The sequence below is a fragment of the Roseimicrobium sp. ORNL1 genome, from assembly GCF_011044495.1.
Classification (GTDB): Bacteria; Verrucomicrobiota; Verrucomicrobiia; order Verrucomicrobiales; family Verrucomicrobiaceae; genus Roseimicrobium.
This window is the reverse complement of sequence record NZ_CP049143.1, coordinates 6984051-7008841: the sequence shown is the minus strand read 5'-3', so window position 1 is coordinate 7008841 and position 24791 is coordinate 6984051. Positions and strand designations below refer to the sequence as shown.

Sequence of the window (24791 nt, the reverse complement as noted above, 5' to 3'; positions counted from 1 at the left end):
TGCGCAATATGGAGCTTTATGGGTCAGCTTGTCCTTTGCATCCGGGGGGAATATGTGAAACAGTTCCCGTCCCATGCAGCAAAAAGACCCCAGCGCCGCATCCACGAGAATCATCATCGTGGATTCGGAGACGGATTTTTCAGGTTGGGCCGCCACCCACCTGAAGGCTCCGGATGTCATTATTGAGACGTTTGAGCGCGCCGAAGACGCCCTGGCGGCCTATATGAAGCAGCGCGCCGACCTCGTCCTGACGGAGGCCCGCCTGCCCCAGATGAGCGGCATCGAGCTGCTCAAGCGCCTCCGCCAGCAGGACCCGAATGCCATGGTCCTTTTATTTAGTGGTCTCGCCGGCACCAGCGCGGTGATCGAGTCCATGCGTCTCGGCGCCTATGATTTCCTGCGGAAGGAACAGATGCCCTACGACCTCCGCTCCATCGTGGAGAGCGCCCTCCGGACCGTGGAAGCCCGCCGCACCACGCTGGCCAGCGCGAACCCCGTCTCTTCCGAGAGCATCCAGGAGACCATCATTGGCCGCAGCGGCGCCATGCAGGAGGTCTTCAAGCTCATCGGCCGTGTCTCCCGCAGCGATGCCGCGGTGATGATCACTGGTGAGAGCGGTTGCGGTAAGGAACTTGTCGCCCGCGCCATTCACAAGTTCAGCCCGCGCACCCAGAAGGAGTTCGTGGCCATCAACGTGACGGCCATCCCGGACAACCTCCTGGAGAGCGAACTCTTCGGTCATGAGAAAGGCGCGTTCACCGGAGCGGTCGCCCAGCGCATGGGTCGCTTCGAGCAGTGCGATGGTGGCACCCTCTTTCTGGATGAAATAGGCGACATGCCCCTGACCGTGCAGAGCAAGCTGCTCCGCGTGCTGCAGGAAGGTGAACTCAGCCGCGTGGGTGGCAACACCACCCTGAAGACGGATGTCCGTGTGCTCGCCGCCACGAATAAGGACCTCGAAAAGGAAGTGACCGAGGGGAAATTCCGTGAAGACCTTTTCTACCGCCTGAACGTGGTGCGCATCCACATCCCGCCGCTTCGTGAGCGTCGTGAAGATGTGCGCATCCTGGCCGAGTTCTTCCTGCAGCGCATGGCCGCGCGCAAGCGCACTCCGCAGATGCGCTTCTCAGAAGACGCTCTCGGCCTGCTTGAGGCCTACGACTGGCCCGGCAACGTGCGTGAACTGGAGAACACCCTCCAGCGCGCCTGCGCCCTGAGCAATGCCGACGTGCTGCTCCCCGCGGACATCCCGCTCGGCAGCAACACCCAGCGCGTGGTCACTCCGATCCACACGCTGACCCGCATGCAGGACGCCCTGCAGACGCTCATCCACGGCGCCCAACAACTGCCCGGCTTCGAGCTCATGTCCTGGGTGGAGCGCGAGCTCAAGAAAGCCGCCCTGCGCGCCAGCGGCCAAAATTCCGAGGACGCCGCCGACCTGCTCGGTGTGTCCGAAGAAGACATGTCCCAATCGAAGACCGACACCAAGCCCGTGCCCGTCGCCGGTGTGGTCACTGCGAAAGCTGTCGATCCCAAGGCAGCGAAAGCACGGAAGGCTTCGTAGAAGGAAGCGAATAGCCGCAAAAGAACGCAAAGAGCACAAAAGGTTTCAAGATGCGAGGGCTGCATTCTGATGCAGTGTTCCTTGCTGTCTAGACGCTGTGCCGCGCACTCTCGCTTCCCCTCAGTAACTTTTGTGTTCTTTGCGTTCTTTTGCGGCCATTAAAAAGACGCTGCCTCGCCCCTGATCCACCACGCTACATCAGCGACATCGCATCCACGTCCCATGTGACGATCACACCTTCGGGGAAGGTCATGCCGGCGAGCACCTTTTGCAGGTGAGCAACGAGAGGACGGATCTTCTCCACGCGAAGCAGGAGCTGGAAACGGAACTGCCCGTGGGCCTTGGCTAGTGGTGAAGGACACGGTTCGCCCATGACGAGGTCCGCTGGAGCTTCCTTCTGCAAACGTGAAGCGAGTGTCTGCAGGCTGAACTCCGCATGCGCCGCTTCCTTGCCTCGTGCGCCAATCAGGACGGTGTGCAGATACGGTGGATAGTGCCACTGCTTGCGCTGTTCCAGTTCCTGCTCCGCGAAGCCATCGAAGTCCGTGTGTCTTGAGAACTGAATGGCCGGGCTGTGCGGCGTGTAGGTCTGGATGAAAACCTCACCTTGTCGCTCGCCACGTCCCGCACGTCCCGCTACCTGCGTGAGAAGCTGGAAGGTGCGCTCGGCAGCACGGTAGTCGGGAAGGTTCAGCGCGAGGTCCGCGTTGAGCACGCCCACGAGCGTCACGTTGGGAAAGTCGAGTCCCTTGGCGATCATCTGCGTGCCGATGAGGATATCCAGCTTCTGGCTGCGGAAGAGACGCAGCGTATCGCGGAGCTGGTTCTTCCGCTGCATGGTGTCCGTATCCACACGGGCGAGGCGCGCCTGCGGGAAGACTTTGCGGATGGTCTCCTCCGCGCGCTCCGTGCCGAAGCCGGCGAAGGTGAGGGAAGGGTCGCCGCATGCCTCGCACTTGCGCGGCGGCAGCTTGCGCATGCCGCACACGTGACAGATGAGCTTCGTGTCGCTCTTGTGAAACGTCATGGCCATGGAGCAATCCGGACACGTGCAGGTCACGCCGCACTTCATGCAGGTGAGTGCCGTATTGAAGCCGCGGCGATTGAGGAAGAGAATGGTCTGCTCTCCGCGTTCCAATCGCGCCTGCACCGCGAGACGCAACTTTTCGCTCAGGATGCTGAAGCCATCCTTCGTGCGGCGTTTCTCCAGGCGCATGTCCACGATGCGAATGAGCGGCAGTGACTTGCCGTCCGTGCGCTTGTTCATGCGCAGCAGTTCGTACTTGCCATTCTTCGCGTTCTCGAAGGACTCCAGGCTTGGGGTCGCGCTGCCGAGAATCACCGGACAGCCCTCGAGCTTGCCCCGCACCACGGCGAGATCGCGCGCGTGATAGCGTGGATTTTCATCCTGCTTGTAGCTGGGCTCATGCTCCTCATCCACGATGATGAGCCCGACATTCTCCAGCGGCGCGAAGATGGCGCTGCGCGCGCCGATGACGATATCCGCGCGCTCCTCGTGAATCTTGAACCATTCATCATGCCGCTCGCCTTCGGAGAGGTGGCTGTGCAGCACGGCGATGCGTTGCTTCCGCTCGGAGAAGCGTGATTTGAAACGCTCGATGGTCTGCGGCGTGAGACTGATTTCCGGCACCAGCACGAGCGCTGTTTTGTTCTTCTCCAACACCCGCCCGATGGCTTGGAGATAAATCTCTGTCTTGCCACTGCCCGTCACGCCAAAGAGCAGCATGGGCGGGCTGTCCGCAGGTTTTTCCAATGCCTTGAGGACGTGCGCATACACCGCGCTCTGCTCTTCTGTGAGCGTCAGAGGCTCGGAGGGCATGAACTCCTCCTCCTGAAACGGGTCACGCTCTACGCGTACTTCACTGCGCGTGACGAGTCCCTTCTTCACCAGCACATGAATCACCTGCGTGGCTCGTGGCAGTTCCTTGCGCAGCATGCTCAGGGTGGACTCACCGCCATTCGCCTGGATCGCTTCCAGGATGCGTACCTGGATGGGCGCAGCCTTGCGCAGCTTCTCCAGTTCATCCGCGCCCGGCATCTTCACGAGTGAGATGTGGCTGTCTGAAAGGAAGCTCTCCGGACGCGAACGCACTGCCTCGGGTAGCATGGTTCGCAGCACCTGACGCAACGGACAAAGGTAATAAGCGCTCAACCACTTCGCGAGCTTCAGCAGGTTCTCGGGGAACATCGCCTTCGTGCTGATGGTGTCCGCAATCGGACGCAACCGGGCCGCATGCGGCGAGTCGTGCAACAACTGCACCACCACCGCGATGGCCCGCCTGCCTTGCAGCGGCACATGCACGCGCGACCCGAGATGCACGCGGTGCGCCAGCTCGTCCGGGATCACGTAGTCGAGTTCCAGCGCGGTCTCCTCCACCAGCACACGCGCGATGTGTGGCTTGCCATCGTCGCGTTCAGCCACTGCATTCCCATCCTGTGGATCAAACAGACCGGGCTGTAGAGGCTTCTGGGGTGGGGAAGAGGACATGACTGACGACGATCAATCGAACCTCATCCTAGAATAGGAGGCACGCGCTGGCGCAAGGAAATATGTCCACCTTCAGAACGAACACGACCTCAAGCCCCTGAGGTCGCCATGGGCTCAGACGGTAGCGCCCTTCACACAAAATGGACGGTAGGGATGCGCTCCTGCGCGTCCGTAGATAGCGGGCGGAGGCGGAAGGAGATGTCGCGTGGCGAGAGCGTTTCGTGTTGCAACACTCACCACACCCGCGCCCAGAGCGTCTTCAGATAGCGGCTCTCGGGGCAGTTCGACATGATAGGATGGTCCGCACCTGCCCCACGACGATCGAGAATCTGCAGCTTCCTTCCGCTGCGATGCGCCACGCCAACCACGATTTCCTCGAACATCTCCACCGGCATGAGCCCTGAGCAGGAGCAGGTGAGGAAAAGTCCACCACGCTTCACCAGGCTGATGGCCAGCTTGTTCAAGTCATGGTACTTGGCCTTGCCCTCCTCAAAATTCTCGCGTGAGAAGACGAGCTTGGGCGGGTCCAGCACCACGGCATCCCAGGTGTCACCGTTCTTCTGCATCTGCCGCATCCAGGAGAAGGCATCGGCATGCACAAAGGAGACGCGCTCCTGATTGAGGTTCGCGTTTTTCTTCGCCACCGCGATGGCGTTTTCGTCGAGGTCCACAGCCGTGACTTCGGCAGCTCCCTGCTTCTTTGCGGACACCGCAAAGCCACCAGTATAGCAGCACACATCCAGCACCCGCGCACCCTTCACCCAGTTCGCGAGCTGCGCACGGTTGTCGCGCTGATCGCAGAAGAAGCCGGTCTTGTGCCCGCTTTCGAAGTTTACATGAAAACGAATGCCATTCTCCGTGATGCGCGTGGCATCGACCTTGGCACTTTTGCCTTCGAGCTCTTCCGTCACGAAGTGCGGGGAGAGCATCTCGGCGCGGGCCGCGCTGGCATCGAAATGATAAACGACTTCCCTGGTTCCGAGGAGCGAGTGCAAAAGCGGCACCCACTCATCCAGGCGCTGCTGCGCGGCGAGGGTGCTGATTTCCACGGCCAGCACGTCGCCGAACTTGTCCACCATCAGGCCGGGGATGCCATCGCCATCCGAGTTGATGACGCGGAAGGCATCTGTCTGTTCCGGGAGGCGCAACGAATCCAGACGCAGGCTCACGGCCTGGCGGATGGCGTTCTCAAAATGATCCGCAGGCAGCGGTTCGCTGCTGTGTTGGAAGATGCGCAGCGGCACCTTCGCATCCTTGTTGAAGAAGGCGTGCCCAAAAAGATTGCCTTCGCGATCGTACACCGCCACCACATCGCCCTTTTTCGCATCCTCCGAGGCGTCGGCGATCATGTTGGGGAACACGTTCGGGTGAAACGTGAAGTACTTGATCTGCACCCACGGCGTTTGCCACGATTCACTGCCGGGAGGTGCGGAACGTGGGCGGAAGGAGGGACGACGGGAAGGGGGCACGGCAGTACAGGGGGGTGGAGCTTATACCCCCGTATGGGGCCGCGGGCAATAAGAATGAGGTTTTGCGCCGGGACGCGCCACCTCGCGGTTTGCCCATTCCCTTGGGTGGCGGCTGAAGTTACGCCCCCTCCACCTTCTTCGAGGCGTTGATTCCGAAGGAGAGGCATCCCGCGAGGGTGAAGGCAATGGCGCAGGCGATGAAAAGCTCGTTCTGGTCGCCATTCTTGTCGAAGGTGGCCAGCAGCCAGCCGGCGAGGTTTGCCTGGAGAGCAGCGCCGAAATTCCCCCACATATTCGCCCAGCCGAAGATGGGCGCCACATTCCGCCCGCCTACATCTTGTGCCCATGCCCACACGGCGGGAAGCCCCGAGTCCGTGGAGAAGACCATGAGTCCGAGACACACCGCGAGCAGCCACGGATTCTGCACCCAGATGCAGGCGATGCACATGGCAGCGGAGACGAAGCGCGTGACGGAAAGGGGAATCAAGCGCCCGAGACGCAGGCCGAAGCGGCGCGTGAGCCAGTCTGTGAGAAGGCCGCCCAACAACAGGCCAAAGATGCCGATGAAAAGGGTGAGCGTGGAGATGTTTCCGTTCATCTTATCGTCCAGCTTGCGCACCGTGCGCAGGTAGGTGGACATCGAATTGATGACGAACGCCCAGCCAAAATTCGTGAGCATCTGGTAGGCACACATCAGCCAGAGACTCCGGTCCGTGAGCACCGCTCTCCAGGGGAAGGGTCTTCGCGGAGAGGCTGCAGACGAAACTTCATCCAGGGACTCCCGGCCTTCGTTCAGCAGACGGCGCTCAGCGTCGTTGCTGCGAGGGTGGGCCGCCGGTGTTTCGCGGAACGTCCACCAGAACAACCACGCCACGCCAAGTCCCACCAGGCCGTAAGTCCAGCCTGCCCAGCGCCAGTTCCCTGTGGCTACGATGATGTTCACCGTGATGAGGGGGGCGAGCGCGAGTCCGAGCCTTCCCCCCATGGAGACGATGCCACTGGAAAACCCGCGCCAATTCAGGTGAGCCCACCGGCTCAGCAGGCTGCCGCTGATGGGATACGCCCCGGCCTCCGCCAACCCACACCCGATGCGCGCGAGCAGCAACATCCAGATGCCATTCGCAAAACCTGTGAGCGCGGTGAAGACACTCCAGGTGACGATGAGGATGGTCATGAGCATCCGCTTGCCAAACCGCTCCGCCAGCCAGCCTGCGGGCACTTGGGCCAGGGCATAGGCCCAGAAGAAGGCGCTTTTGATGAGGTCGTTCTGACCTGGTGTAAGATGGAGGTCTTGTTTGAAGGAACTCGAGTCCAGCATCCATGCCAGACAGGCCCGGTCCAGATACATCAAGAACGCCGTCAGCGTCGTGGCGAAAAGCACGGAGTGGCGGACGCGGGTGGGGCGCTCAAGCATGAGGAAAGGGAGGCGGCAGGCTGGGCAGAAGAATTCAGATCCGGGCAGTCCGACAGACTAAGGCACTGCCACGGAGGGCGTTCCGCAGCAGAATCGCGACCAAATACGTCATTGCGGACTTGAAACTTGGCCGGGAACACCCGAAATTTCGGGTTTGAAACAATAGTACTCAACCACGCGAGATGAATTGGTATTACTCCATTGAAGGACGCGCCCACGGACCCGTGGACGACAAGCGTTTGGCGGAGTTGGCCATGAACGACGCTGTAGGTGGAGAGACCCTCATCTGGCAGCCAGCCATGTTAGGCTGGGAACCGGTGTGGAAGGCCAAGCCCGAAATCGTGGCGCACCTGAGCAATGCGGACCTTGCTCATAAGGCCCGTGGCACCACCGACCGTATCCCCATCGTCGGCTTGAATGGTGGCGACGAGGAAGGGAAGCAGGATGACTCCCCCAAGAGCAATGGCCTTTTCGGCAGGCTCTTCGGTCGCATGCTCAAGAAGTGACCTTTCGGTCCGCGTGCTGGGGCGGGAGCCATGTGCGACCCTGCATTTTCAGGGTGGAAATCCCTTGCCTTTCCCCCCAGGCAACCTGAGAGTGCCTGCCCGCTTCTTCCGTCCGGCCTTTAACCTCATGCCTGAAGCGGGCTCAAGGCAGGACAGGCGTGTTACCCACGGGTGACATTGAGTCGCTAAACTACACAAACCCAAGCACATACTAATGAGCGCCACGCTCGCGGAAATGATCGCTGGATCATTCCGCCCCCTGCACGAAGGATCCATTGTCAAAGGCAGGATCCTTGAAATCAAGCCGCAAATCGTCCTCGTGGACATCGGCTACAAGTCTGAGGGAGCCATCCCTTCCAACGAATTCGAAGACGAGGATATCCACGTCGGTGATGAAGTGGAAGTGCTCCTCGAGCGCCTCGAAAACGATGAGGGCATGGTTGTCCTCTCGAAGGAAAAGGCCGCCCACAAGCAGAACTGGGACAAGATTTATCGCGTCTTCCTCGATGGCGGTCTCGTCAAGGGCAAGGTGAAGTCCGTCGTCAAGGGCGGTCTTATGGTCAACGTGGGCGTGGAAGCCTTCCTTCCCGGCTCCCAGATCGACATCATCCCGCCGAAGGACCTCAACGAGTACGTCGGCAAGGTGTACGAGTTCAAGATCGTCAAGGTCAACGACGAGCGCAAGAACATCGTCCTCAGCCGCCGCGAAGTCATCGAAGCCGAGCGCGCCGAACAGCGCCAGCGCTTCCTCGAAAGCGTCCGCCCCGGCGACCGCGTCGAAGGCCAGGTCAAGAACATCACCGACTTCGGTGCGTTCATCGACCTCAATGGCATGGACGGCCTGCTTCACATCACTGACATGACGTGGGGCCGCCTGAACCATCCTTCCGAGCTTCTCTCCATCGGCCAGAAGGTCGAGGTGCAGATCCTCGAAGTAAACCGCGAGAAGGAACGTGTCAGCCTTGGCATGAAGCAGCTCCAGGCCAACCCCTGGGACAACATCGAAGGCCGCTACCCCGTCGGCACCCGCGTGCACGGCAAGGTCACCAAGCTCGTCGCTTACGGCGCGTTCGTGGAGATCGAAGAAGGTGTGGAAGGTCTTATCCACGTGTCCGAACTCTCCTGGACGAAGCGCATCGCGCGTCCGTCCGATGTCCTCACGGTCGGCCAGGTGGTCGACGCCGTGGTGCTCGGCATCAGCAAGGAAGAGCGCAAGATCTCCCTCGGCGTGCGTCAGCTCGACAGCAATCCCTGGGACGATATCGACAACCGCTTCCCCATCGGCAGCCGCATCAAGGGCAAGGTTCGCAACCTTACCGCTTACGGCGCCTTCGTGGAACTGGAAGAAGGTATCGACGGCATGGTTCACGTCTCCGACCTGAGCTGGACCCGCAAGATCAACCATCCTTCCGAAATGCTTAAGAAGGGCCAGGAAGTGGAAGCCACCATCCTCGAGATCGACAAGACGAACCAGCGCATCAGCCTGGGCATCAAGCAGATCGAAGACGATCCGTGGAGCAAGATCGACGAACGCTTCAAGGTGGGCGACCTCGTCAAGGGCCGTGTGGCGAAGATCGCCAGCTTCGGCGCCTTCGTGGAACTCGAGGACGACATCGACGGCCTCGTGCACATCAGCCAGCTCAGCGAAGATCACGTGGCGAAGGTCAAGGACGTGCTCAACGTCGGCGACGAAGTGGAAGCCCGCGTCATCAAGGTGGACAAGGTCGAGCGCCGCATCGGTCTCTCCATCAAGGCGGTCAACTACGACGAAGAGTCCCTCAAGAAGGAAAGCCAGGCCTTCGAATCCCTGCGCCCCAGCACCGACCTCGTCGGCCTGGAGCAGGCGTTCAAGTTCGCGACGGAAGAATACCGTCCGGGCCAGGGCTAAGCTTCAGCTTCGGCTACAGCCACAAGAACATTACCGAGGGCCGGGTCACACCGGCCGCACAAAAGAGGAGTCCCGAGAGGGGCTCCTCTTTTTGTGTTCATATTCCGGGAGGTGAGCACAGAAGGCTTGCTTGCTTGTCAGCCGATGCTGGGTTGCCTACGATCTGAGCATGTCGAAATGCACCCTAGCTGTGGCCACAGCTGTTATCGCAATCGTCGTGATTGTCGGTGTGATTGTGTCTCCAGGATGTGGCTCACGACTTTCTCCTGTTTCACCAAGGGGAGCAGCCGAACTTGCGATGAAGAATTTTGCGGTATTGCTCGCCGAATGGCCTTCGGAGCAACGAAAGAACCTGACATCCATTCAGCAGCTCTATAGGCGCTCAGAAAACGAAAATGGCTGGGGCAGTTTCCGAACGGCCACGTGGAGTCATGTCGAATGGGAAACGGTCGGACGCCCTCGATTCGACTATGTTGTACACCCCAACCGTACAGGTATTCCAGATGAGGAAGCGATCTTGATAGCAACGCCGTGCGAAATCCGAATCAAGGATGGTGAATCCGCCCGGGTGGCATTGACGCATGCACTGAAAGTCATCCACATTAAAGACCCGGAGTATCATCAACGGGTATATGAGCAGTCCGAGTGAGGTGTGTTCAGGCGATAAGACGCTCCCATTTGTTCGCGATACAGTAGGTACGCGCTTTCTTGGATGAGTCCGCGATGACCAAGAATCCCTCAATGACCCAAGTCGCACATTGGATCGTGGCTTGCCGTGGAGGGATGCCAAGGTACGCCGCAATTTCCTTGGAAGTAACGACCTGGCTCTTTTGAAATAAGCCCAGTACGGTCCTTTGGAGTGGTCGCAGTTCCCTCAGCAGTTTCTCGCTCAGGCCTTCACCGGCGGGAACTTCCATGTTCTCCGTGCGGGCTTGAACCTTCGCAAAAGCATCCGCCATGCCCTCACAAAAGTACTGCACGAAATGGCCCACATCCGCCTCTGCTCGGCCAAGGTGGTAGTTGTGACTGGGTCCTACCGTCAGGGCTTCATAATAAGCTTCCAGATTCCTGGCGTAGTATTCCTCCAGCGAGAAAATGCCTTTTAGGCCATAGCCGCAGCGGTGCAGGATCAAGATCGCAAGGAGGCGCGCAGTGCGTCCATTGCCATCATAGTACGGATGAATGGTGGCGAACTGGTAGTGCGCCAGAGCCGCAATCACGGGAGCAGGAACCCGCTTCTCTGCGATGGTGTGATTGATCCATTGCACGAGGTCCTTCATCAAGCGACCAACTTCCTTCGCCTCCGGAGGCATGTAGACAATGTGCCCATCATGGCCATCTCGGATGACATTCTGCCCGTCGCGATAAGGTGCGGGTTTCGCCCTGCCTTCAAATGTCAGACCATGTAGAAGTTGGATGTCCTCCTCTTTGAGTGGGCGTTTGATTGCAGCCAAGACCTCAGCCTTGTCTGCTGCCTTGTAGTAGTTCAGCACTTCCTTTTCATCCCGCTCTCGTCCCGGGAAGCCACCGTGTCCTGCGATGACCTGTTTCACCTCCGGTAGCGTCAGGCGATTCCCCTCGATCTGGGTCGAATAGTGCGTGGACAGCAAGCGTGCAGATTCGCGCAGGGAGGTGATCAACCCGGCACGGATCGGCAAGTGCTCGATCGCGGCGCGTGAGCGCTCAATGGCCATCAGGGCCAAGGCAGCTGGGGCAGTGATGCCGTAGTTGGGCTCAAATGCCATTCCAAGAGCCTAATTTATTGTCATTAAACTGACAATAAAATGTCATTAAAATGGGTTTAAAGTGTGTTTAAATTCCCGCCCGCCGCCGTCAGGCGCACCTTGTTCGGTCCCCGTTCAACGCTATTGCCTTACTTTTCCTTCGCTTCTGAGCCTTCGACCCTCACGCCGTCGAAGGCAAAGCCCTTGTAGGATTTCCACTGGGGATCGAAAAGCCACACTTCACACAGATGGTCCGAACGTCCCTTCTCAATGGTCAGAAGGACAACTCTGCCTCCCACGTGCTCCCATCGCGTGACTAGGCCAGCGGACTCCCAGCCACCATCGGCACTCTTGGCCAGGCCCGATGCCAGAAGTTTGACGTAGCCCTTGTTCGGTATGTTGTCCGGCTTGCGTGACCAGGTGGTGCCGGCCAGCCGGTTTGCCTCTCCGTTGCCAGTCTTGAGTTGCTCGAGGGCATCCCGCGCTGCGACGGCCTCATCGAGACGGCCGGCCTTGGTGAACTCTGCCTGCATCTGCGCCAGGCGTTGCTGCGAGGCCTGAATCACCGGACGCAGTGCCGCCTCCTTCTCCCTTTCCAGTCTCTCCAGTTCCGTCTGCACAGCAGAGGGTGGTTGTGCTGAGGCAGGGCTCCATGGCGCGGCGAAGAGCAGGCTGGTTGCAAGCAAGGGGCTCAGTAGCTGTAAACGGAGTCGAATTGCGTTCATGGTTTTGGAGGGGGTGCTTCGGATCTACGGGGCATGACGATTGTCCCTACGGTTCTTTGCAAAACCTCTTTCCCGCGCGGCATATCACCGCGGAATCAACACCAGCACCGTGGCGGATTTCACCTTCTCGATGGTGGCGCTGGCATCCGTGGGGTTGGGTGGCACCGGGACCTTGAGCAGGGGTTTTGCCGAGGTGGTTGCTTCGATCAAGGCACGCGCCGCGGTGCTTTTCACTGCGTAGTTCACGTTTTGAGCCACAGAGGGATCGAATGCCGCCCGCACCACGCCGATCACCCAGCCGCTTTGCAAATGCACGAGTGCTCCACCGGAGTTGCCGGGCTGCAGGGGCACGGAGATCTGGTAGTTCGAGGCTTCATCTCGCGCTCCTTTCAGGCTGCTCACCGTGCCATCGGTAAACTTGGGCTCCACTCCCTGAAGGGTCGGGCGCGGGTAGCCCACGGTAAACACGCTCGCTCCTAGAGTCGCCTGTCCATCGCTCAGAGGCAGCCATTCCGGCGCCACTCCGGAGGTCTTCAACAGGGCGAGATCTGCCTTGGGATCCGTCTTCATCACCTGCGCCTTGAGCACTTCTCCAGAGGCGGTGCGGATATCCACTTCCGTCACATTACGCACCACATGATGATTGGTCAGCAGCCAGCCATCGCTGGAGATGAAGAAGCCGCTGCCCATGGAGGAGTAGTTTGCCAGCAGACCGAGCGTCTGGCCCTGCCCCTGGCCATTGTTGGCAGGCATGCGCTCCATGCTGCCGAAGAATGCCTTGGCAATGGCGTGCAACTCACTCGCGCGAAACGATTTTCGCAGCACCGGATTATCCGTCATCTTCTTGACGAGGCTGTCCTCCATGAAGCGAGGCAGATCGGGAGGAAGCTGGCCGTTGTTGAAGGCGTCGGTCGCTTCTTCGACGACTTTTTCTATCGCGGCAAGGAGTTCGTCGGCCACGGCGTCATTGCCGCGGCAGATGGTGCGGCTCAATTCGTCGCGCAGCACCTTGCGCTCCGCAGCTTTGGCCTTTTCCACCTTTTCCTGTGCCGCAAGTTCCTCGCGGATGGCTTCTTTCTCCCTGGCGGCATCCATGCGGGCCAGCTCTTTCAGGCCGGAGGCTTCACCCTCGGCGTGGTCCAGGTACTTGATGCCGAAATGCACGCCCAAGCCGATGATGAGAAGAGCGCCCACTCCGATGCCGCCCAGCATGAGCTTCGCTCTTGTTTCTTCCCGGGCGGTTTCATCTGCCGTGGGACGCCGGTACTGCGGCTGCATGGGACGCTGCGGTCCCGGCTGGCGCGCTTGCGGGTGGGGTGCGTGAGGTTGTTGCGGTGGGTGTCCCGTGGGGCGCTGAGGCTGTTGGGGCCGCGAGGGCCCTGGCGGTGCCGCCTTTGGCTGAACCAGCGTTGCCATGGGAATTTCTGGCTCCGGCAGCGCACCCAGCTGGAAGGCTTGCCCGCAGGAGGGGCAGCGTACCTTGGCTCCAGCGTGGGAAGCATCCATCTGCAACATGGCCTGGCAGAAGGGGCAGGCGAAATTCGCGAGCATGGCAGTAGGTCAGCGGAGGGTGACGGTCAGAAGCGTGTTTTTCCAGAGCATAGTGCCCGACAATCCGGGGCTAAGGCAACCCGTTAGTGAACCCCAAGGGAGATTTTTTGTTCCATGGAAGAATGCGTGCCCCTTCTCCCGTTTTCTTCCGTCCTGCATTTTCCATCGCCGGGGAGGTCTCTGCCGAAACCCCACCCTTGCCAAAGCAGCCACTCCCGCTTCAATCACCCCCACGATAGTTCCACGTCATCATGAAACGACTCCTTCTCTTCACCTCACTCCTCGCGGCTGCTGCCGGTTCGCTTCAGGCGGACGTCAAGCTGGCCAGCGTCTTCACGGACAACATGGTGCTCCAGCGCGGCAAGCCGGTCGCGGTCTGGGGTACGGCGGATGCGGGTGAGGAGGTCTCTATTTCCTTCGCCGGTCAGAGCAAGAAGGCCACGGCAGACAAGGGTGGCGCCTGGAAGGTGTCTCTCGAAAAACTGGAAGCCAGCGCCGAGGGCCGTGACTTCGTCGTGAAGGGCAAGAATGAAGTCACCCTGAAGAACGTCGTCGTGGGTGAAGTCTGGATCTGCTCCGGTCAGTCGAACATGCAGTGGTCCGTGAAGTCTTCGAACGACTCGGACAAGGAGATCGCTGACGCGAATCATCCCAACATTCGTCTCTTCACCGTGCCGAACGTGGCTCAAGACGAGCCGCAGAAGGTGGTGGCTGGCACCAAAGGCTGGCTCGTTTGCACTCCGGAGAACATCCCCAGCTTCACCGGCGTGGGTTACTTCTTCGGACGCGAGCTGCAGACCAAGTTGGACGTGCCCATCGGCCTCATCAACACCTCCTGGGGCGGCACGCGTGCAGAGGCCTGGACCAGCAAGCCAGCGTTGGAAGCTGTGCCCTCCTTGAAGGCCATCATCACCGGCTGGGATGAGTTCTTCAAAACATACGACGCTGCGAAGGCCAAGGAGCAGTACGAAGCCGCCGCGAAGGTGCAGAATGAGAAGATTGCCCAGATCAAGGAAGAGAATGCCAAGCCCGGCGCGGCACAGAAGCCCGTGCCGAATGCGCCCGGTGCTTTCCAGGATCAGACGAAGTCCCAGCATCGTCCGGCGGTGCTCTTCAATGCGATGATTGCCCCGCTCGTGCCCTATGCCGTGAAGGGCGCGATCTGGTACCAGGGCGAGTCCAACCAGAAGCGCGCGGAGCAGTACCAGACGCTGCTGCCCGCCATGATCAAGGACTGGCGCAAGCAGTGGGGAGATGACTTCAGCTTCTACATTGTGCAGCTCGCCGGCTTCGGCCCCAGCGGTCCGAAGCCAATCGGAACACCAGACACCTGGGCTGAGCTCCAGTGGGCGCAGTTCCTCACTGCCATCAAGACACCGAAGTGCGGTCTCGCGGTGGCGAATGATATCGGTGATGAGAAGGACATCCATCCCAAGAACAAACAGGAAGTTGGTCGTCGTCTTGCCCGCCAGGCTCTGGTGAAAGACTACAAGGTGCAGAACCTCCTCTCAGGCGGACCTGTGTACGGTGGCGCTGATGTCACCGGGAATAAAATCGTGGTGCACTTCAGCAATGCCGATGGCCTCAAGGCGCGCGATGGTGGCGAGATCAAAGGGTTCCTCATCTGCGGCGCTGATCGCGTTTGGAAGCCCGCGAAAGCGAAAGTGTTTGCCGGCCGCCCCCAGGTGCATGTCTCCAGCGAAGAGGTGAAAAACCCCGTGGCAGTGCGCTACGCCTGGGTGGGCTGGATTCCCGAAGCGAACTTGGTGAACAAGGACGGCCTGCCCACCGGCGTCTTCCGTTCGGACAAGTTCGATCTTTCCACCAAGGATGTCGTGAATCCCTTCGTCGAAAACGTGGCGCCAGCACCTGCACCCGCACCCGCCGCTGTCCCGGCGAAGAAGGAAGAAGTGCGCCCGGCGGAGCCCGCCAAGAAAGCGGCGTAGTCAGCAAGGATTGCGCAGTTAACTTCTGCTCATGATGTCATTTCAGAAGGGAAGAGTGCCTCGTTCGCATTCTTCCCTTCTTTGCTTTCCAGACATATCGCTTCGGTCGTCCGTACCCCATGGTGTATCATTCCTGACACTGCCTTCGGTCATGAAGTCCTTCACACGCATCCTGTTGGCGGCTCTGCTGGTGTCGCAGGTAGCGGCAGTGCACGGGGCGGATGAAGCCAAGGGAGCGGGACAGGAAGCGGCGGTTCTGTACCAGAACGTGTGTGCTGCCTGCCATGGTCCGAAAGGGGAGGGGAGGCAGGATCTCAAGGCGCCCTCCATCGCTGCCCTGCCTGACTGGTATGTGCGAGCGCAGTTGGAGAACTTCCGCAACGATCGCCGCGGTACGCATTCCCAGGATCCTGAGGGGCAACTGATGCGGGCTGTATCCAAGGTACTCACCGCGGATCAGGCAAAGGCCATGGCGGTGCACGTCGCCAGTCTGCCGCGTCACACCCCTGTGGCCACCATTCAGGCAGACACCACCGAGGGACGACTCCTATATGGAGAGCGTTGCATGGAATGCCATCGATACAATGCCGAAGGGGAACTCTTCTTTGGAAGCCCTCCGCTCATTGGTCTGCAAGACTGGTACCTGGCATCGCAGATCAAAAAGTATCAGACCGGCATCCGTGGCGTGCATCCGAAGGATGTGAACGGGCAGAAGATGGTCTTCAGCTCCAGCTTCGTGGAGAGCGAGGAGGTCTTGCATTCGCTGGTGGCATATCTGCTGGAGTTGCAGAAACCCAAAGTGACGGAGGTGAATCCTACTGGTGGTGATCCGTTTAGCTCTGCGGTACAGAGGAAGTAACGTGGAACGTTACTGCACACCATCATGAGTGAGGCGCCCCCAGGTTCTGCTGTCACGGAGTCTTCGATACCTGAGCGGCCCTCATGGGGTCGGCGGCTCTGGCGGGGCCTCACCGTACCATGGTTCTCCTCCCTCCTGGAACAGACGGCTATGTGCCGCGCGATGCTGGCTATGGTAGCGCTCCTGGGAGGTGCGCACCTCATGGGGTGGTCGATCTGGCCGTGTTTCTTTGCCAACATGACTGGCCTGCCCTGCCCAGGTTGTGGCATGACGCGCGCCACTGCGGCCCTGCTGAAGGGGCAGTGGGGTTTGGCCATGAAGCATCACCCCTTTTCACCGGGGTTCATGGTGATGGCAGCCTTCCTCGCATGGGCGGCGCTGGCGCCCAAGGCCTGGCGTGATCCCGTAAATCGATGGGTAAAGGCGTTCGAGCGACGCACGTGCCTGCCTCTTCTCTTTTTGGTGTGTACCTTCATTTATGGCTTGATCCGGATGGCAGTCCCCTCCACCCATCCGCTTATCGTCAGTCCTCCACCGGTACGCACCTGGTTGCAGGAGCGGATCGTGAAGGGGACGGAATAAGCAAGTCCATCATCAAACACGTACCACTATGATAGCTGGCTCCATCCTTGGGATTTTGTACTGCGTGACAGGGCTGATTGCCCTTGTGTTGCACATCATGCTTCTCGTGAAGGTCTTCAAGCATGGTGGCGTCGGCCTCGGCATCCTGGGGATTTTCTGCGGACTCTTCGCCTTCATCTGGGGTTGGGTGAAGTGCGGAGAATATGGATTCAAGAAGCTCATGGTCTGGCTTACCATTTTCCTCCTCATTTCAGCCGTGCTTGGAGGCGCCTCGGGTGCTGCGTACGGTCCCAAGTTGCAGAATCTGCCTGAGCGCGCCAACTAGCGCCTGCAACGCAGGAAACGAATTCGAAGCGATCCTGGTCGAGGTGAAAGCCACGATCAGGATCGCTCTCTATTCACCCTGCATCAACGACTTCAGGAGTGCTGGAAGCTCAGACATGCCCTTGATGACATGCCCGGCCTGCACTCCGCACTCGTGCTCACCGGTAACACGAATGGTATGAGGCACACCCGCGCTGATGGCCATCTGGATGTCGCGATCCTGATCGCCGATGAGCCAGGACTGCGCGAGGTCGAGTTGCAGGTTCTTGGCGGCAGCCAGCACCATCTCCGGACTCGGCTTGTGGCAGGTGCAGCCCGGGTTGCCTTTCAGGCAGGTGCAGGCGTGGATGGCATCAAAAGCCGCACCGTGTTTGGCCAGTTCCTCCTGCATGTGGTGATGCATGTCATCCAGCGCGGACTGGGTCATGAGCCCCTTGCCCACACCTTGTTGATTGGTCACCAGCACCAATGCAAAGCCACGCTTCTTCAGCCAGGCCAGCGCTTCGATGACGCCGTCACAAAAATGGAAGTCCTCCCAGCGCAGCACATAGCCGGCGCCGGGTGAGACATTCACCACACCATCGCGGTCGAAGAAAAAGGCAGGACGCAAGTTCACAGTCGTTCACTCAATGCATTGTCATCACGACGTCGATGGAAAACGGCAATTACCACGATGCGGTCAGGCTCCACCAAATAATGGATGTCATAGGGAAATTGCCTCAACTGGTAGTGCCGTGTTCCCAGTCGATGAAAATTGAACTGTTCGGGATGAGTTTGAATCTTATCGAAAGCATGGTGCACCGCAGACATGAATTGGTGACCCCATTCGGGAGGGGCCTGCTCCATGTACCACGAGATGGCCGCGTCGAATTCCTGCTCCGCTTCGTGTCGAACGACGAGCGGCAACATCATGGCTTCCAACCCCACTTCTCCTGCCACTTCGCTTCCAATGCTTCACGTGAAATCACTTGTTCGGGATGCTCGCGATGTGCCTCAAGTCGGCGAGCGAGCGTGGCGTCCTGAGCCATCTGCAGACTGAGCTGCAGCTTGTCGCACAGCGCCTCGCGCTCCTCCAAGGGGAGCTTGAGCGCTTCTTCGAGCAGCGTTGCGACGTTCATGGATGAAGGCAACATAGTCCCCGCGTGACTTTGAGGCAAGCCACTACTCCCACACCGGGTACCCATGAATCAGGAAGTTATCTCCCAGACTCTCGTGCCACACGTCGGCGAGTTCCACGGAGCCAGCACCATCTGGAAAGGCCACGCCGCCCACGGACATCACACCGCCGCCACAGATGCGCGGGGCGAGGTACCAGAAGCACTCGTCGACATGGCGTGAGGCGAAGGCCTGGCCCAGCAGATTGCCGCCGCCTTCCACGAGCACGCAGGTGATGTCCATCTTGGCGAGCTCACGCAGAATTTCTTCAAACGACAGATCTCCCTTCAGCACCTTCGTCCGCTTCTTGAATTCATCTGTGAAGATGTGCGACTTCTTCGGCAGGCTGCCAGAGCGCGTCACGACCACTCGCCAGGGTTGATTCTTCTCCTCGGGGATGTCTTCACCACGCAGTGTCAGCCGTGGATTGTCCTGGCGCACGGTTTCACCGCCCACCAGGATGGCATCGCACCGCACCCGCAGTTGCATCGCGTGCTCCCGCGCCGCTTTGCTGGTGATGTTCTGGGATTCGCCAGGCGGCCGGGTGATGCGGCCATCCAGGCTCTGCCCCACTTTGGCGATGACGTACGGGATGCCGGTGGTGATCCACTTGGCGAAAGGGCGGATCAGCCGGGAGCATTCCTCCTCCAGCACCCCGCTTTCCACTTCGATACCCTCGTTGCGCAGGAGCTTGTCCGCGGAGCCGGCGTGCTTGGGATTGGGATCGTGGAGCGCATACACCACGCGCGAGATGCCTGCGTGGATGAGCGCCCGGGTGCAGGGCTGCGTGCGTCCCTTCGTGGAGCAGGGCTCGAGCGTCACGTACGCCGTGGCACCGCGTACATCATGGCCGCCGCCCATCGCATCTTGCAGTGCCTCGATCTCGGCATGGGGGAGGCCTGCGCGATGATGATAACCTTCCCCCAGCACGGTGCCGTCTTTCACGATCACGGCGCCCACGGGCGGGTTGGGAGCAGTGAGCCCGATGCCTCGTGAGGCCTGCGCCAATGCGATGGTCATGAAGTATTCGTCGTCCGAGGAAGCCATGATGCTGACAGGGAGGGGGGTCTGGTGACGTGACGCCACTATCCACGCGAGAAACGCACTTTCTGCAACAAGGCATTCATCCGATGAGACGTCGGGACACAAATTGCCTTCCGTCCCATAAGGGGTGGAGCATGGACAATCTGGCTGCGCAGGAGCGCCGCAGATCGCAGATAGTCCGATGGCTTGTTTCCTCAGTCCTAGCCCTGCTGTCGCGCGCTGGCCTGCTGCTGCATGAACTTGCGCACCTCGTTGTAGAGGGCGTCGGTCTGCGCAGCGGGGGCGTGTTGTTTCACGCCATCCAGCCAGGCATTGGTGCTGGGTACATGACTCTTGGAGATCTCGAGGAGGGACTCCATGCGGATGGGCACCGTCTTCCCGGCATGCAGGGCATCTGCCAGGGCGAGCTCGGCAGCGCGGTCAAACACCCAACGAAGGTCTGCCCCGGAGAATCCGGCGGTCGCCTGCGCAAGGGCAGCATCATCGAGCTGCGCAATCGGCTTGCCCTTGGAGAGCAACTTGATGATTTGCAGCCGGGCGCTTTCATCTGGCGGCGGCACGAAAATAGCCTGATCAAAGCGTCCCGGGCGACGCAGCGCCGGGTCGAGCTGCCAGGGTGAATTGGTTGCGCCGATGACCAGGATGCGCTGGTTTTCACCGCGCAGACCATCCAGCTCGCTGAGGAACTGGTTCACGATGTTCCGCGTCTGCGTGTCGCGCACGTCGCGGCGATTCGGAGCGAGGCTGTCGATCTCGTCAAACACCAGCACGCAGGGCGTGTTGGCCCGCGCGGTCTCAAAAATCTGGTGCAGGTTGCGCTCGATGCTCCCGTAGTAGGGGTCGAAAATCTCGTGCAGGCCGATGGCGAAGTAATTGCACGCCACCTCACCGGCAGTCGCGCGCAGCAGGAGGGTCTTGCCGCAGCCGGGAGGGCCATACAGCAGGATGCCGCCGCCCGTTCTGCGACCGTAGGCCTTGTAGAGCTCGGGATGCTGCAGGGGATAGATGATCTTCAGGCGGATCTCCTCCTTCAGGGCATCCATGCCGCCCACATCGGAGAAGGTCACACGGAAACGCTCACCATCGCCCGGAGCGAAGAAGGTCTCCGGCTTCCAGTCGCCGGTGACGGCTTCATCGAAGGGATCATCAAAGAATTCCTGCTGCACCTCCGTCGAGAGGTCGTCTTCATCCAGCAGGTCAAAGGCATTGCCGGACTTGTCTCGTTGTGGCGTACCCGGCTTGGACACGCGACCGAGATCCGCTTCCAGGGCAGGATCGCAGATCGACGAATCCATCTCCTGGGCGCGCTGGTAGAATTCGAGCGCACGGTTCCGGTTGTTCTCCGCGAGAAAGATGCGGCTCAGCACCAGGTGGGCGGAGGCATTGCCGGGATCGCGCTGCAGGATGCGCTCCACACGCACGGCAGCGCCGCTGGTGTCACCCTGGAGCACCAGAGTGCGGGCCAGGCAGAGCTGGGCTTCCACGTGATCCGGCTCCAGGCAGAGGATGCGGGAAAAGATGTCGTGCGCTTCCTCGAGCAGGAGCTCATCAAGGCACGTGTGACCATACAGCAGCAGCAGCGCCGTGTTGTCCGGAGCATGGCTGAGGGCTTCGCGAAGAGAGAGGAGTCGTGACATGACGCGCGGGCCGGTGCGGGTGGACAAGCAACTTAAGTGCCGCTAGGCGCTCATTTCCAGAAAATTCTTCAACAGTCGTTTACCATCTTGGGTGAGAATGCTTTCCGGGTGGAATTGCACGCCGTGGATGGGCAGTTCCTTGTGGCGCAGGCCCATGATCTCAGAATCGTCATCGGCTGCCACTGCCGTGATCTCCAGACAGTCCGGCAGCGTATCACGCTTCACGATGAGAGAATGGTAGCGCGTGGCTTCGAAGTCCTGCGGCATGGTGGCGAAGACAGAAGCATTCGTGTGATGAATGCGTGAGACCTTGCCGTGCATGAGCCGGCCCGCGCGCACCACATCGCCGCCGAACACATCACCGATGCATTGATGTCCCAGGCAAACACCGAGAAGCGGCACCCTGCTGCCGAAGCGGCGGATCACGTCATTGCTCAGACCCGCTTCCTTGGGCGTGCAGGGTCCGGGAGAGATGCACACATGCGTGGGCTGCATCTTCTCGATTTCATCCAGCGTCACCTGATCGTTGCGGCGGATCTCCATGGTGGCGCCCATTTCCCCGAAGTACTGCACGAGGTTGTAGGTAAAGGAGTCGTAGTTGTCGATGATGAGGAGCATGGCCGGGGGCTTTTGCCATGCGGAACGGCATGGCGGGTAAAGGAAAGTAGCGGACCTTCCCGGGGACGCAAATGTGGATGCGGTTTTGCTCATCCGACCCACCGGGGGAAAGCAGTTGCAGAATCGGAAAAGGGGTGAATTATTTAAGACTTCTAAAATTTAACCGCCGCCAGAGAGGATGTTTTTTCGCCTTCACCTCCTGTTGTGCCAGTCCCGAATTTTGCACGTTTGGGCTCGCTTCTCGCGGTCGTTCAACCAGTTACGACTGGTGGAAAAAGAGGGAAATGCAGCATTGCGTCGGCATGAAACAAGCTATAGGGTCCCCGCCGTTCACGCCATGCCCTGCTCCCCTTTGGTACTGGCGCGCGCATTCAGGCTCCCCCCGGCTCCGGTGCGTGCGGATTTGATTTTCTAGAGAACCTCACATCCCGCTACCACCCTCATGCTCGATCTGATTTCCAAAGGAGGCGCCCTTGTCTGGGTGCTCCTGGGTTGCTTTGGGCTGGCCCTGGCAATCTTTGCGGAACGCATCTCGTACTACCATCGGGCAGGCATGAATGTCGGTGAATTCCTCGCCGGACTTGCCAGTCTGATTCGCCGGAAAAACTACGCCGAGGCTCTCCAGGAATGCGTGGCCACCCGTGTGCCTGCCGGCCGTGTGCTGCACGCCGCGTTGCTGCGCCACCATGCGACGCGCGAGCAGTTGAAAGACATCGTGCAGGAAGCTGGCCAGCTCGAGGTGCCGCGCTTGGAGCGCTATCTCAGCGTGCTGCACGGCATCGCTCACGCCACGCCTCTCATCGGTCTTCTGGGCACCATCCTCGGCCTGATGAACACCTTCACCCGCCTGAACAATGTGAATGGCTATGCCACGCCGGCGGATGTGGCGAATGGAGTCTTCCTCGCGCTCATTACCTCGGCCCTGGGTCTGGTGGTGGCGATTCCAAGCTACCTTTTCTATTCGTTCCTGGCAGCCAAGGCCCGCCACCTCATGCATGACCTGGAGCGCGCCGGTATCGAAATCGTGAACATCCTCGAGGACAATCGCGAGCCTGCGCACGCTGCTCCCGCGATGGGGGCGCAGATTGTGGAGTTCCGCAAGGCCGACTCCGGCAGCGCGCTGAAGCGCGGATAAAGAAGCCGTGAGGGAAGGGCGACGACGACAGATGTCCTTTCTCACTCACGATGAACTTCTGGACCATCCTCAAGAGGGCATGGTACTTCGTTGCCTATAACGGCAGATTCTTCTTCAAGCCTGCCGAAATGGCGTTGCTTGATGCCGTCCTGGTGAAATTGCCTGCGGACGATGTCGACGCAGTCCGCGCGCAATTACGGTCGATGCCATTTTTTCAGCGCTTTAACAAGGGGCGGATGGTGTATCTCGGCCTCGATCGCTACAAAGGACCGCTTCTCAGGAAAAAAGACAATCCGTGCTGTGTAGCGCGAGTGGAACTCCGGATGGCCGGCGAGACCGTGTTTGCCAGTGTGGTTTCCATGCGCGGCGTGCTCAGGATTCTCTACTTCCCGAGCCCGCCCGACGACTCCCCCGTGGAGGTGGGGGACGTTTTCCTGTATCCCCTGCATCGTTCCGCCCACGGAAATGAGTGGGGCTGACTCCCTGCCGGTGGATGGTGGAATGGGAGGATTTGTAGTTGCGCCCATCGCAGCAAGTCGCGATCCTATGTGCATGGAACCCTTGAGGATCCGCTGATGTCCCTGTCCCTTTCTTTTCACGCCCAAGTGCTGCACCTGTCCCATTCATGAAGCTCGTCAGTCATCTGCCGAAGCCGGGCTTCTGGATGTACCTGGGGCCGGTGCTCAACGTGCTGCTGCTCCTGCTGCTCTTCTTCCTGCTGGGCTCGAACTTCGTGATCCAGAGCGGCGTGGCGGTGAAGCTGCCGGAGAGTGCCTCTCGCCTCAGCGGCTTTGAGCGCGCGCAGGTGGTGACCCTGCCCTCGGGCAATGATTCCTCCATGTACTTCAATGGCCGGCCGGTGACCTACGAGGAACTCGGCCGTCAGCTTGAGCTGAAGAAGACCGAGGGACGCCGGCTCATCATTCACGCGGATGGGGGAGCGCCGCTGGGCGGACGTTTCCAGCAGGTGAGCAATCTCGCCCTGCGCATGGGCTATGAGGTGGCCTTTGCCACCCAGCCGTCGAGGTGAGGTGAAGAGGTGCCATTCGCCGACCGAATAAGAGCCCATGCCTGCTGAAACCTCCTCCAAGGAAACGCCCCTCATCTTCCACTGGCCCCGGCCACTGGAGCAGGGGCGGCGGCTCATCTTCTGGATTGGCGTGGTGGCGCTGGGACTGGCGGGATTCTTCTATGTGTTTCAGGTGGTGTATCCACAATCGCAACGCAGCACCCCCATTCCCCACCAGGTGCTGCTGCTGGATCCCTCGGACCCTGTCGCGCGAGCCATCTTGAACAAAGTGCAGGATCGTGACTTCCTGGTGCTGCCGAGTGATGATCCCGGTGCTGACACCTCACGGCTGGAAGATCATGCGCCGGTATTCCACCCGAGCTACGAGGGTCACAAGCTCGGCCTGCAAGACCTTCCTCACAAGCCCTTCACCGTGCCTCCAGCACGCTTGTTGAAGGTGGATGAACCGGTGCTGCCGCCGCTGGATTTCAGTGAGCTGAAGCGTTCCTCGAAGGACGAGCAGGCTCCGCCGAAAGAGGCTCCGCCACGCCTGGTGATGAAGCTCTCTGGAAATCTGGTGACTCGGAAGATGATACACCCTCCGGATTTCACCGGCATCTCGCCGGCGGATCCTGGTGCGCACCACATCCAGCTCGGCGTGGATGCCCAGGGGCGTGTCTGGTTCGCCCTGCCGCTCCGTGAGTCGGAGCATCTGGCGATGGCCTCCGAACTGATTGAGCGGGTCGCGCAAGCGCGCTTTGAACCCGTTGAGGAGAAGAAAAAGGACGCTGAAGCACCCACTTGGGGTGTGGCCAGCTTCGCCTGGGAACCTTCCAAAGCACAACCGTAGCCTGGCTTCCCGCCGAATCGTTTCCATCACACCCATCATGATACACGTCTCCCTCACCACCCTGCTGCTACTCGGCATGATTGTGGGGCTGGCCCTGCTCGGGTGCTTCTGGCTGTATGCCGTGATGAAGGAGCGTCGTCAGGAGGGGAAGGCGCGGCAGGATCTCGTGTCCTGCCGCATCTGCGGGAACATCTACGAAAACCTCAACCGCAGTCCCATGACCGCGTGTCCGCAGTGTGGCTCCCTGAATGAAGCCACCAAGCCCAAGCCGATTTGAGAAAG

General features: G+C 60.0%; 25 protein-coding genes. 13 read left to right on the top strand and 12 right to left on the bottom strand.

Annotated features, from left to right (window positions below; all coding sequences use genetic code 11):
• The first annotated feature begins 73 nt into the window (after positions 1-73).
• Positions 74-1564, top strand: a complete 1491-nt coding sequence (locus tag G5S37_RS28175) for a sigma-54 dependent transcriptional regulator (protein WP_165209010.1) — start codon at positions 74-76, stop codon at positions 1562-1564.
• A 193-nt stretch (positions 1565-1757) separates the two neighbouring features.
• On the opposite strand, the gene priA is transcribed toward G5S37_RS28175, so the two are convergent.
• The 3 genes from priA to G5S37_RS28160 all read right to left on the bottom strand — a co-directional run bounded on the left by priA (position 1758) and on the right by G5S37_RS28160 (position 6956).
• Positions 1758-4073 (bottom strand): primosomal protein N', encoded by a 2316-nt coding sequence (gene priA, locus G5S37_RS28170; RefSeq protein WP_165209007.1) that lies wholly within the window; start codon positions 4071-4073, stop codon positions 1758-1760.
• A 233-nt stretch (positions 4074-4306) separates the two neighbouring features.
• Complete coding sequence (locus G5S37_RS28165) at positions 4307-5542, bottom strand: class I SAM-dependent rRNA methyltransferase (protein WP_165209004.1); 1236 nt, start codon at positions 5540-5542, stop codon at positions 4307-4309.
• Positions 5543-5660: 118 nt separating this feature from the next.
• The gene (locus tag G5S37_RS28160) at positions 5661-6956 is read right to left on the bottom strand and encodes an MFS transporter (protein WP_165209001.1); all 1296 of its coding nucleotides are present in this window, start codon (positions 6954-6956) and stop codon (positions 5661-5663) included.
• Between the two features lie 182 nt (positions 6957-7138).
• On the opposite strand from G5S37_RS28160, the gene G5S37_RS28155 reads away from it, so the two are divergent.
• The 3 genes from G5S37_RS28155 to G5S37_RS28145 all read left to right on the top strand — a co-directional run bounded on the left by G5S37_RS28155 (position 7139) and on the right by G5S37_RS28145 (position 9999).
• A complete protein-coding gene (locus G5S37_RS28155) occupies positions 7139-7462 on the top strand; it encodes a DUF4339 domain-containing protein (RefSeq protein WP_165208998.1) in 324 nt (107 codons plus the stop codon).
• Positions 7463-7676: 214 nt separating this feature from the next.
• Positions 7677-9350, top strand: coding sequence for a 30S ribosomal protein S1 (gene rpsA / locus G5S37_RS28150; protein WP_165208995.1), 1674 nt, complete (start codon positions 7677-7679; stop codon positions 9348-9350).
• A 169-nt stretch (positions 9351-9519) separates the two neighbouring features.
• A complete protein-coding gene (locus tag G5S37_RS28145) occupies positions 9520-9999 on the top strand; it encodes a hypothetical protein (protein WP_165208993.1) in 480 nt (159 codons plus the stop codon).
• A 7-nt stretch (positions 10000-10006) separates the two neighbouring features.
• Here G5S37_RS28145 and G5S37_RS28140 read toward each other — a convergent pair whose 3' ends face one another.
• The 3 genes from G5S37_RS28140 to G5S37_RS28130 form a co-directional block, all read right to left on the bottom strand.
• A complete protein-coding gene (locus G5S37_RS28140) occupies positions 10007-11095 on the bottom strand; it encodes a Fic family protein (protein ID WP_165208990.1) in 1089 nt (362 codons plus the stop codon).
• 128 nt (positions 11096-11223) lie between these two features.
• Positions 11224-11760, bottom strand: a complete 537-nt coding sequence (locus G5S37_RS28135) for a hypothetical protein (RefSeq protein WP_206026186.1) — start codon at positions 11758-11760, stop codon at positions 11224-11226.
• Positions 11761-11883: 123 nt separating this feature from the next.
• Positions 11884-13077 (bottom strand): serine protease, encoded by a 1194-nt coding sequence (locus tag G5S37_RS28130; protein WP_206026185.1) that lies wholly within the window; start codon positions 13075-13077, stop codon positions 11884-11886.
• Positions 13078-13601: 524 nt separating this feature from the next.
• Here G5S37_RS28130 and G5S37_RS28125 point away from each other — a divergent pair.
• From G5S37_RS28125 to G5S37_RS28110, 4 genes are all read left to right on the top strand, one after another.
• Entirely contained in the window at positions 13602-15296 is a 1695-nt protein-coding gene (locus G5S37_RS28125; protein ID WP_165208982.1) for a sialate O-acetylesterase, read from the top strand.
• A 151-nt stretch (positions 15297-15447) separates the two neighbouring features.
• The gene (locus G5S37_RS28120) at positions 15448-16155 is read left to right on the top strand and encodes a c-type cytochrome (protein WP_165208979.1); all 708 of its coding nucleotides are present in this window, start codon (positions 15448-15450) and stop codon (positions 16153-16155) included.
• A gap of 24 nt (positions 16156-16179) precedes the next feature.
• A complete protein-coding gene (locus G5S37_RS28115; RefSeq protein ID WP_343229892.1) occupies positions 16180-16737 on the top strand; it encodes a DUF2752 domain-containing protein in 558 nt (185 codons plus the stop codon).
• Between the two features lie 28 nt (positions 16738-16765).
• Positions 16766-17062 (top strand): hypothetical protein, encoded by a 297-nt coding sequence (locus G5S37_RS28110; protein ID WP_165208974.1) that lies wholly within the window; start codon positions 16766-16768, stop codon positions 17060-17062.
• A gap of 69 nt (positions 17063-17131) precedes the next feature.
• On the opposite strand, the gene G5S37_RS28105 is transcribed toward G5S37_RS28110, so the two are convergent.
• The 6 genes from G5S37_RS28105 to G5S37_RS28080 all read right to left on the bottom strand — a co-directional run bounded on the left by G5S37_RS28105 (position 17132) and on the right by G5S37_RS28080 (position 21515).
• A complete protein-coding gene (locus G5S37_RS28105; protein WP_206026183.1) occupies positions 17132-17677 on the bottom strand; it encodes an HAD family hydrolase in 546 nt (181 codons plus the stop codon).
• Positions 17674-17973 (bottom strand): type II toxin-antitoxin system RelE/ParE family toxin, encoded by a 300-nt coding sequence (locus tag G5S37_RS28100; RefSeq protein ID WP_165208969.1) that lies wholly within the window; start codon positions 17971-17973, stop codon positions 17674-17676. Before G5S37_RS28100 ends, G5S37_RS28105 begins: the two co-directional genes overlap by 4 nt.
• A complete protein-coding gene (locus tag G5S37_RS28095) occupies positions 17970-18179 on the bottom strand; it encodes a hypothetical protein (RefSeq protein WP_165208966.1) in 210 nt (69 codons plus the stop codon). The genes G5S37_RS28100 and G5S37_RS28095 overlap by 4 nt, the downstream gene beginning before the upstream one ends.
• Positions 18180-18222: 43 nt before the next feature.
• Positions 18223-19263, bottom strand: a complete 1041-nt coding sequence (ribD, locus tag G5S37_RS28090) for a bifunctional diaminohydroxyphosphoribosylaminopyrimidine deaminase/5-amino-6-(5-phosphoribosylamino)uracil reductase RibD (protein ID WP_165208963.1) — start codon at positions 19261-19263, stop codon at positions 18223-18225.
• A gap of 197 nt (positions 19264-19460) precedes the next feature.
• Positions 19461-20897, bottom strand: a complete 1437-nt coding sequence (locus tag G5S37_RS28085; protein WP_165208961.1) for an ATP-binding protein — start codon at positions 20895-20897, stop codon at positions 19461-19463.
• A 42-nt stretch (positions 20898-20939) separates the two neighbouring features.
• A complete protein-coding gene (locus G5S37_RS28080) occupies positions 20940-21515 on the bottom strand; it encodes an aminodeoxychorismate/anthranilate synthase component II (RefSeq protein WP_165208958.1) in 576 nt (191 codons plus the stop codon).
• Positions 21516-21957: 442 nt separating this feature from the next.
• Here G5S37_RS28080 and G5S37_RS28075 point away from each other — a divergent pair, with 442 nt between their 5' ends.
• The 5 genes from G5S37_RS28075 to G5S37_RS28055 all read left to right on the top strand — a co-directional run bounded on the left by G5S37_RS28075 (position 21958) and on the right by G5S37_RS28055 (position 24786).
• On the top strand, positions 21958-22650 hold the full coding sequence (locus tag G5S37_RS28075) for a MotA/TolQ/ExbB proton channel family protein (protein ID WP_165208955.1): 693 nt from the start codon (positions 21958-21960) through the stop codon (positions 22648-22650).
• 50 nt (positions 22651-22700) lie between these two features.
• The gene (locus G5S37_RS28070) at positions 22701-23129 is read left to right on the top strand and encodes a hypothetical protein (RefSeq protein ID WP_165208953.1); all 429 of its coding nucleotides are present in this window, start codon (positions 22701-22703) and stop codon (positions 23127-23129) included.
• Positions 23130-23275: 146 nt separating this feature from the next.
• Entirely contained in the window at positions 23276-23680 is a 405-nt protein-coding gene (locus tag G5S37_RS28065; RefSeq protein ID WP_165208950.1) for a biopolymer transporter ExbD, read from the top strand.
• A gap of 37 nt (positions 23681-23717) precedes the next feature.
• Positions 23718-24509, top strand: a complete 792-nt coding sequence (locus tag G5S37_RS28060) for a hypothetical protein (protein WP_165208948.1) — start codon at positions 23718-23720, stop codon at positions 24507-24509.
• Positions 24510-24546: 37 nt separating this feature from the next.
• Positions 24547-24786, top strand: coding sequence for a hypothetical protein (locus G5S37_RS28055; RefSeq protein ID WP_165208945.1), 240 nt, complete (start codon positions 24547-24549; stop codon positions 24784-24786).
• Positions 24787-24791 lie beyond the last annotated feature (5 nt).

Bases quoted from the DNA above. Each gene is read 5' to 3' on its own strand.
- G5S37_RS28080 (WP_165208958.1), bottom strand. From the start codon at position 21,515: ATGCTCCTCATCATCGACAACTACGACTCCTTTACCTACAACCTCGTG.
- G5S37_RS28110 (WP_165208974.1), top strand. From the start codon at position 16,766: ATGATAGCTGGCTCCATCCTTGGGATTTTGTACTGCGTGACAGGGCTG.
- G5S37_RS28130 (WP_206026185.1), bottom strand. From the start codon at position 13,077: ATGCAGCCGCAGTACCGGCGTCCCACGGCAGATGAAACCGCCCGGGAA.
- G5S37_RS28155 (WP_165208998.1), top strand. From the start codon at position 7,139: ATGAATTGGTATTACTCCATTGAAGGACGCGCCCACGGACCCGTGGAC.
- priA (WP_165209007.1), bottom strand. From the start codon at position 4,073: ATGTCCTCTTCCCCACCCCAGAAGCCTCTACAGCCCGGTCTGTTTGAT.
- ribD (WP_165208963.1), bottom strand. From the start codon at position 19,263: ATGGCTTCCTCGGACGACGAATACTTCATGACCATCGCATTGGCGCAG.
- G5S37_RS28125 (WP_165208982.1), top strand. From the start codon at position 13,602: ATGAAACGACTCCTTCTCTTCACCTCACTCCTCGCGGCTGCTGCCGGT.
- G5S37_RS28085 (WP_165208961.1), bottom strand. From the start codon at position 20,897: ATGTCACGACTCCTCTCTCTTCGCGAAGCCCTCAGCCATGCTCCGGAC.
- G5S37_RS28065 (WP_165208950.1), top strand. From the start codon at position 23,276: ATGAAGCTCGTCAGTCATCTGCCGAAGCCGGGCTTCTGGATGTACCTG.
- G5S37_RS28095 (WP_165208966.1), bottom strand. From the start codon at position 18,179: ATGAACGTCGCAACGCTGCTCGAAGAAGCGCTCAAGCTCCCCTTGGAG.
- G5S37_RS28140 (WP_165208990.1), bottom strand. From the start codon at position 11,095: ATGGCATTTGAGCCCAACTACGGCATCACTGCCCCAGCTGCCTTGGCC.
- G5S37_RS28070 (WP_165208953.1), top strand. From the start codon at position 22,701: ATGAACTTCTGGACCATCCTCAAGAGGGCATGGTACTTCGTTGCCTAT.
- rpsA (WP_165208995.1), top strand. From the start codon at position 7,677: ATGAGCGCCACGCTCGCGGAAATGATCGCTGGATCATTCCGCCCCCTG.
- G5S37_RS28100 (WP_165208969.1), bottom strand. From the start codon at position 17,973: ATGATGTTGCCGCTCGTCGTTCGACACGAAGCGGAGCAGGAATTCGAC.
- G5S37_RS28120 (WP_165208979.1), top strand. From the start codon at position 15,448: ATGAAGTCCTTCACACGCATCCTGTTGGCGGCTCTGCTGGTGTCGCAG.
- G5S37_RS28060 (WP_165208948.1), top strand. From the start codon at position 23,718: ATGCCTGCTGAAACCTCCTCCAAGGAAACGCCCCTCATCTTCCACTGG.
- G5S37_RS28075 (WP_165208955.1), top strand. From the start codon at position 21,958: ATGCTCGATCTGATTTCCAAAGGAGGCGCCCTTGTCTGGGTGCTCCTG.
- G5S37_RS28055 (WP_165208945.1), top strand. From the start codon at position 24,547: ATGATACACGTCTCCCTCACCACCCTGCTGCTACTCGGCATGATTGTG.
- G5S37_RS28145 (WP_165208993.1), top strand. From the start codon at position 9,520: ATGTCGAAATGCACCCTAGCTGTGGCCACAGCTGTTATCGCAATCGTC.
- G5S37_RS28160 (WP_165209001.1), bottom strand. From the start codon at position 6,956: ATGCTTGAGCGCCCCACCCGCGTCCGCCACTCCGTGCTTTTCGCCACG.
- G5S37_RS28115 (WP_343229892.1), top strand. From the start codon at position 16,180: ATGAGTGAGGCGCCCCCAGGTTCTGCTGTCACGGAGTCTTCGATACCT.
- G5S37_RS28175 (WP_165209010.1), top strand. From the start codon at position 74: ATGCAGCAAAAAGACCCCAGCGCCGCATCCACGAGAATCATCATCGTG.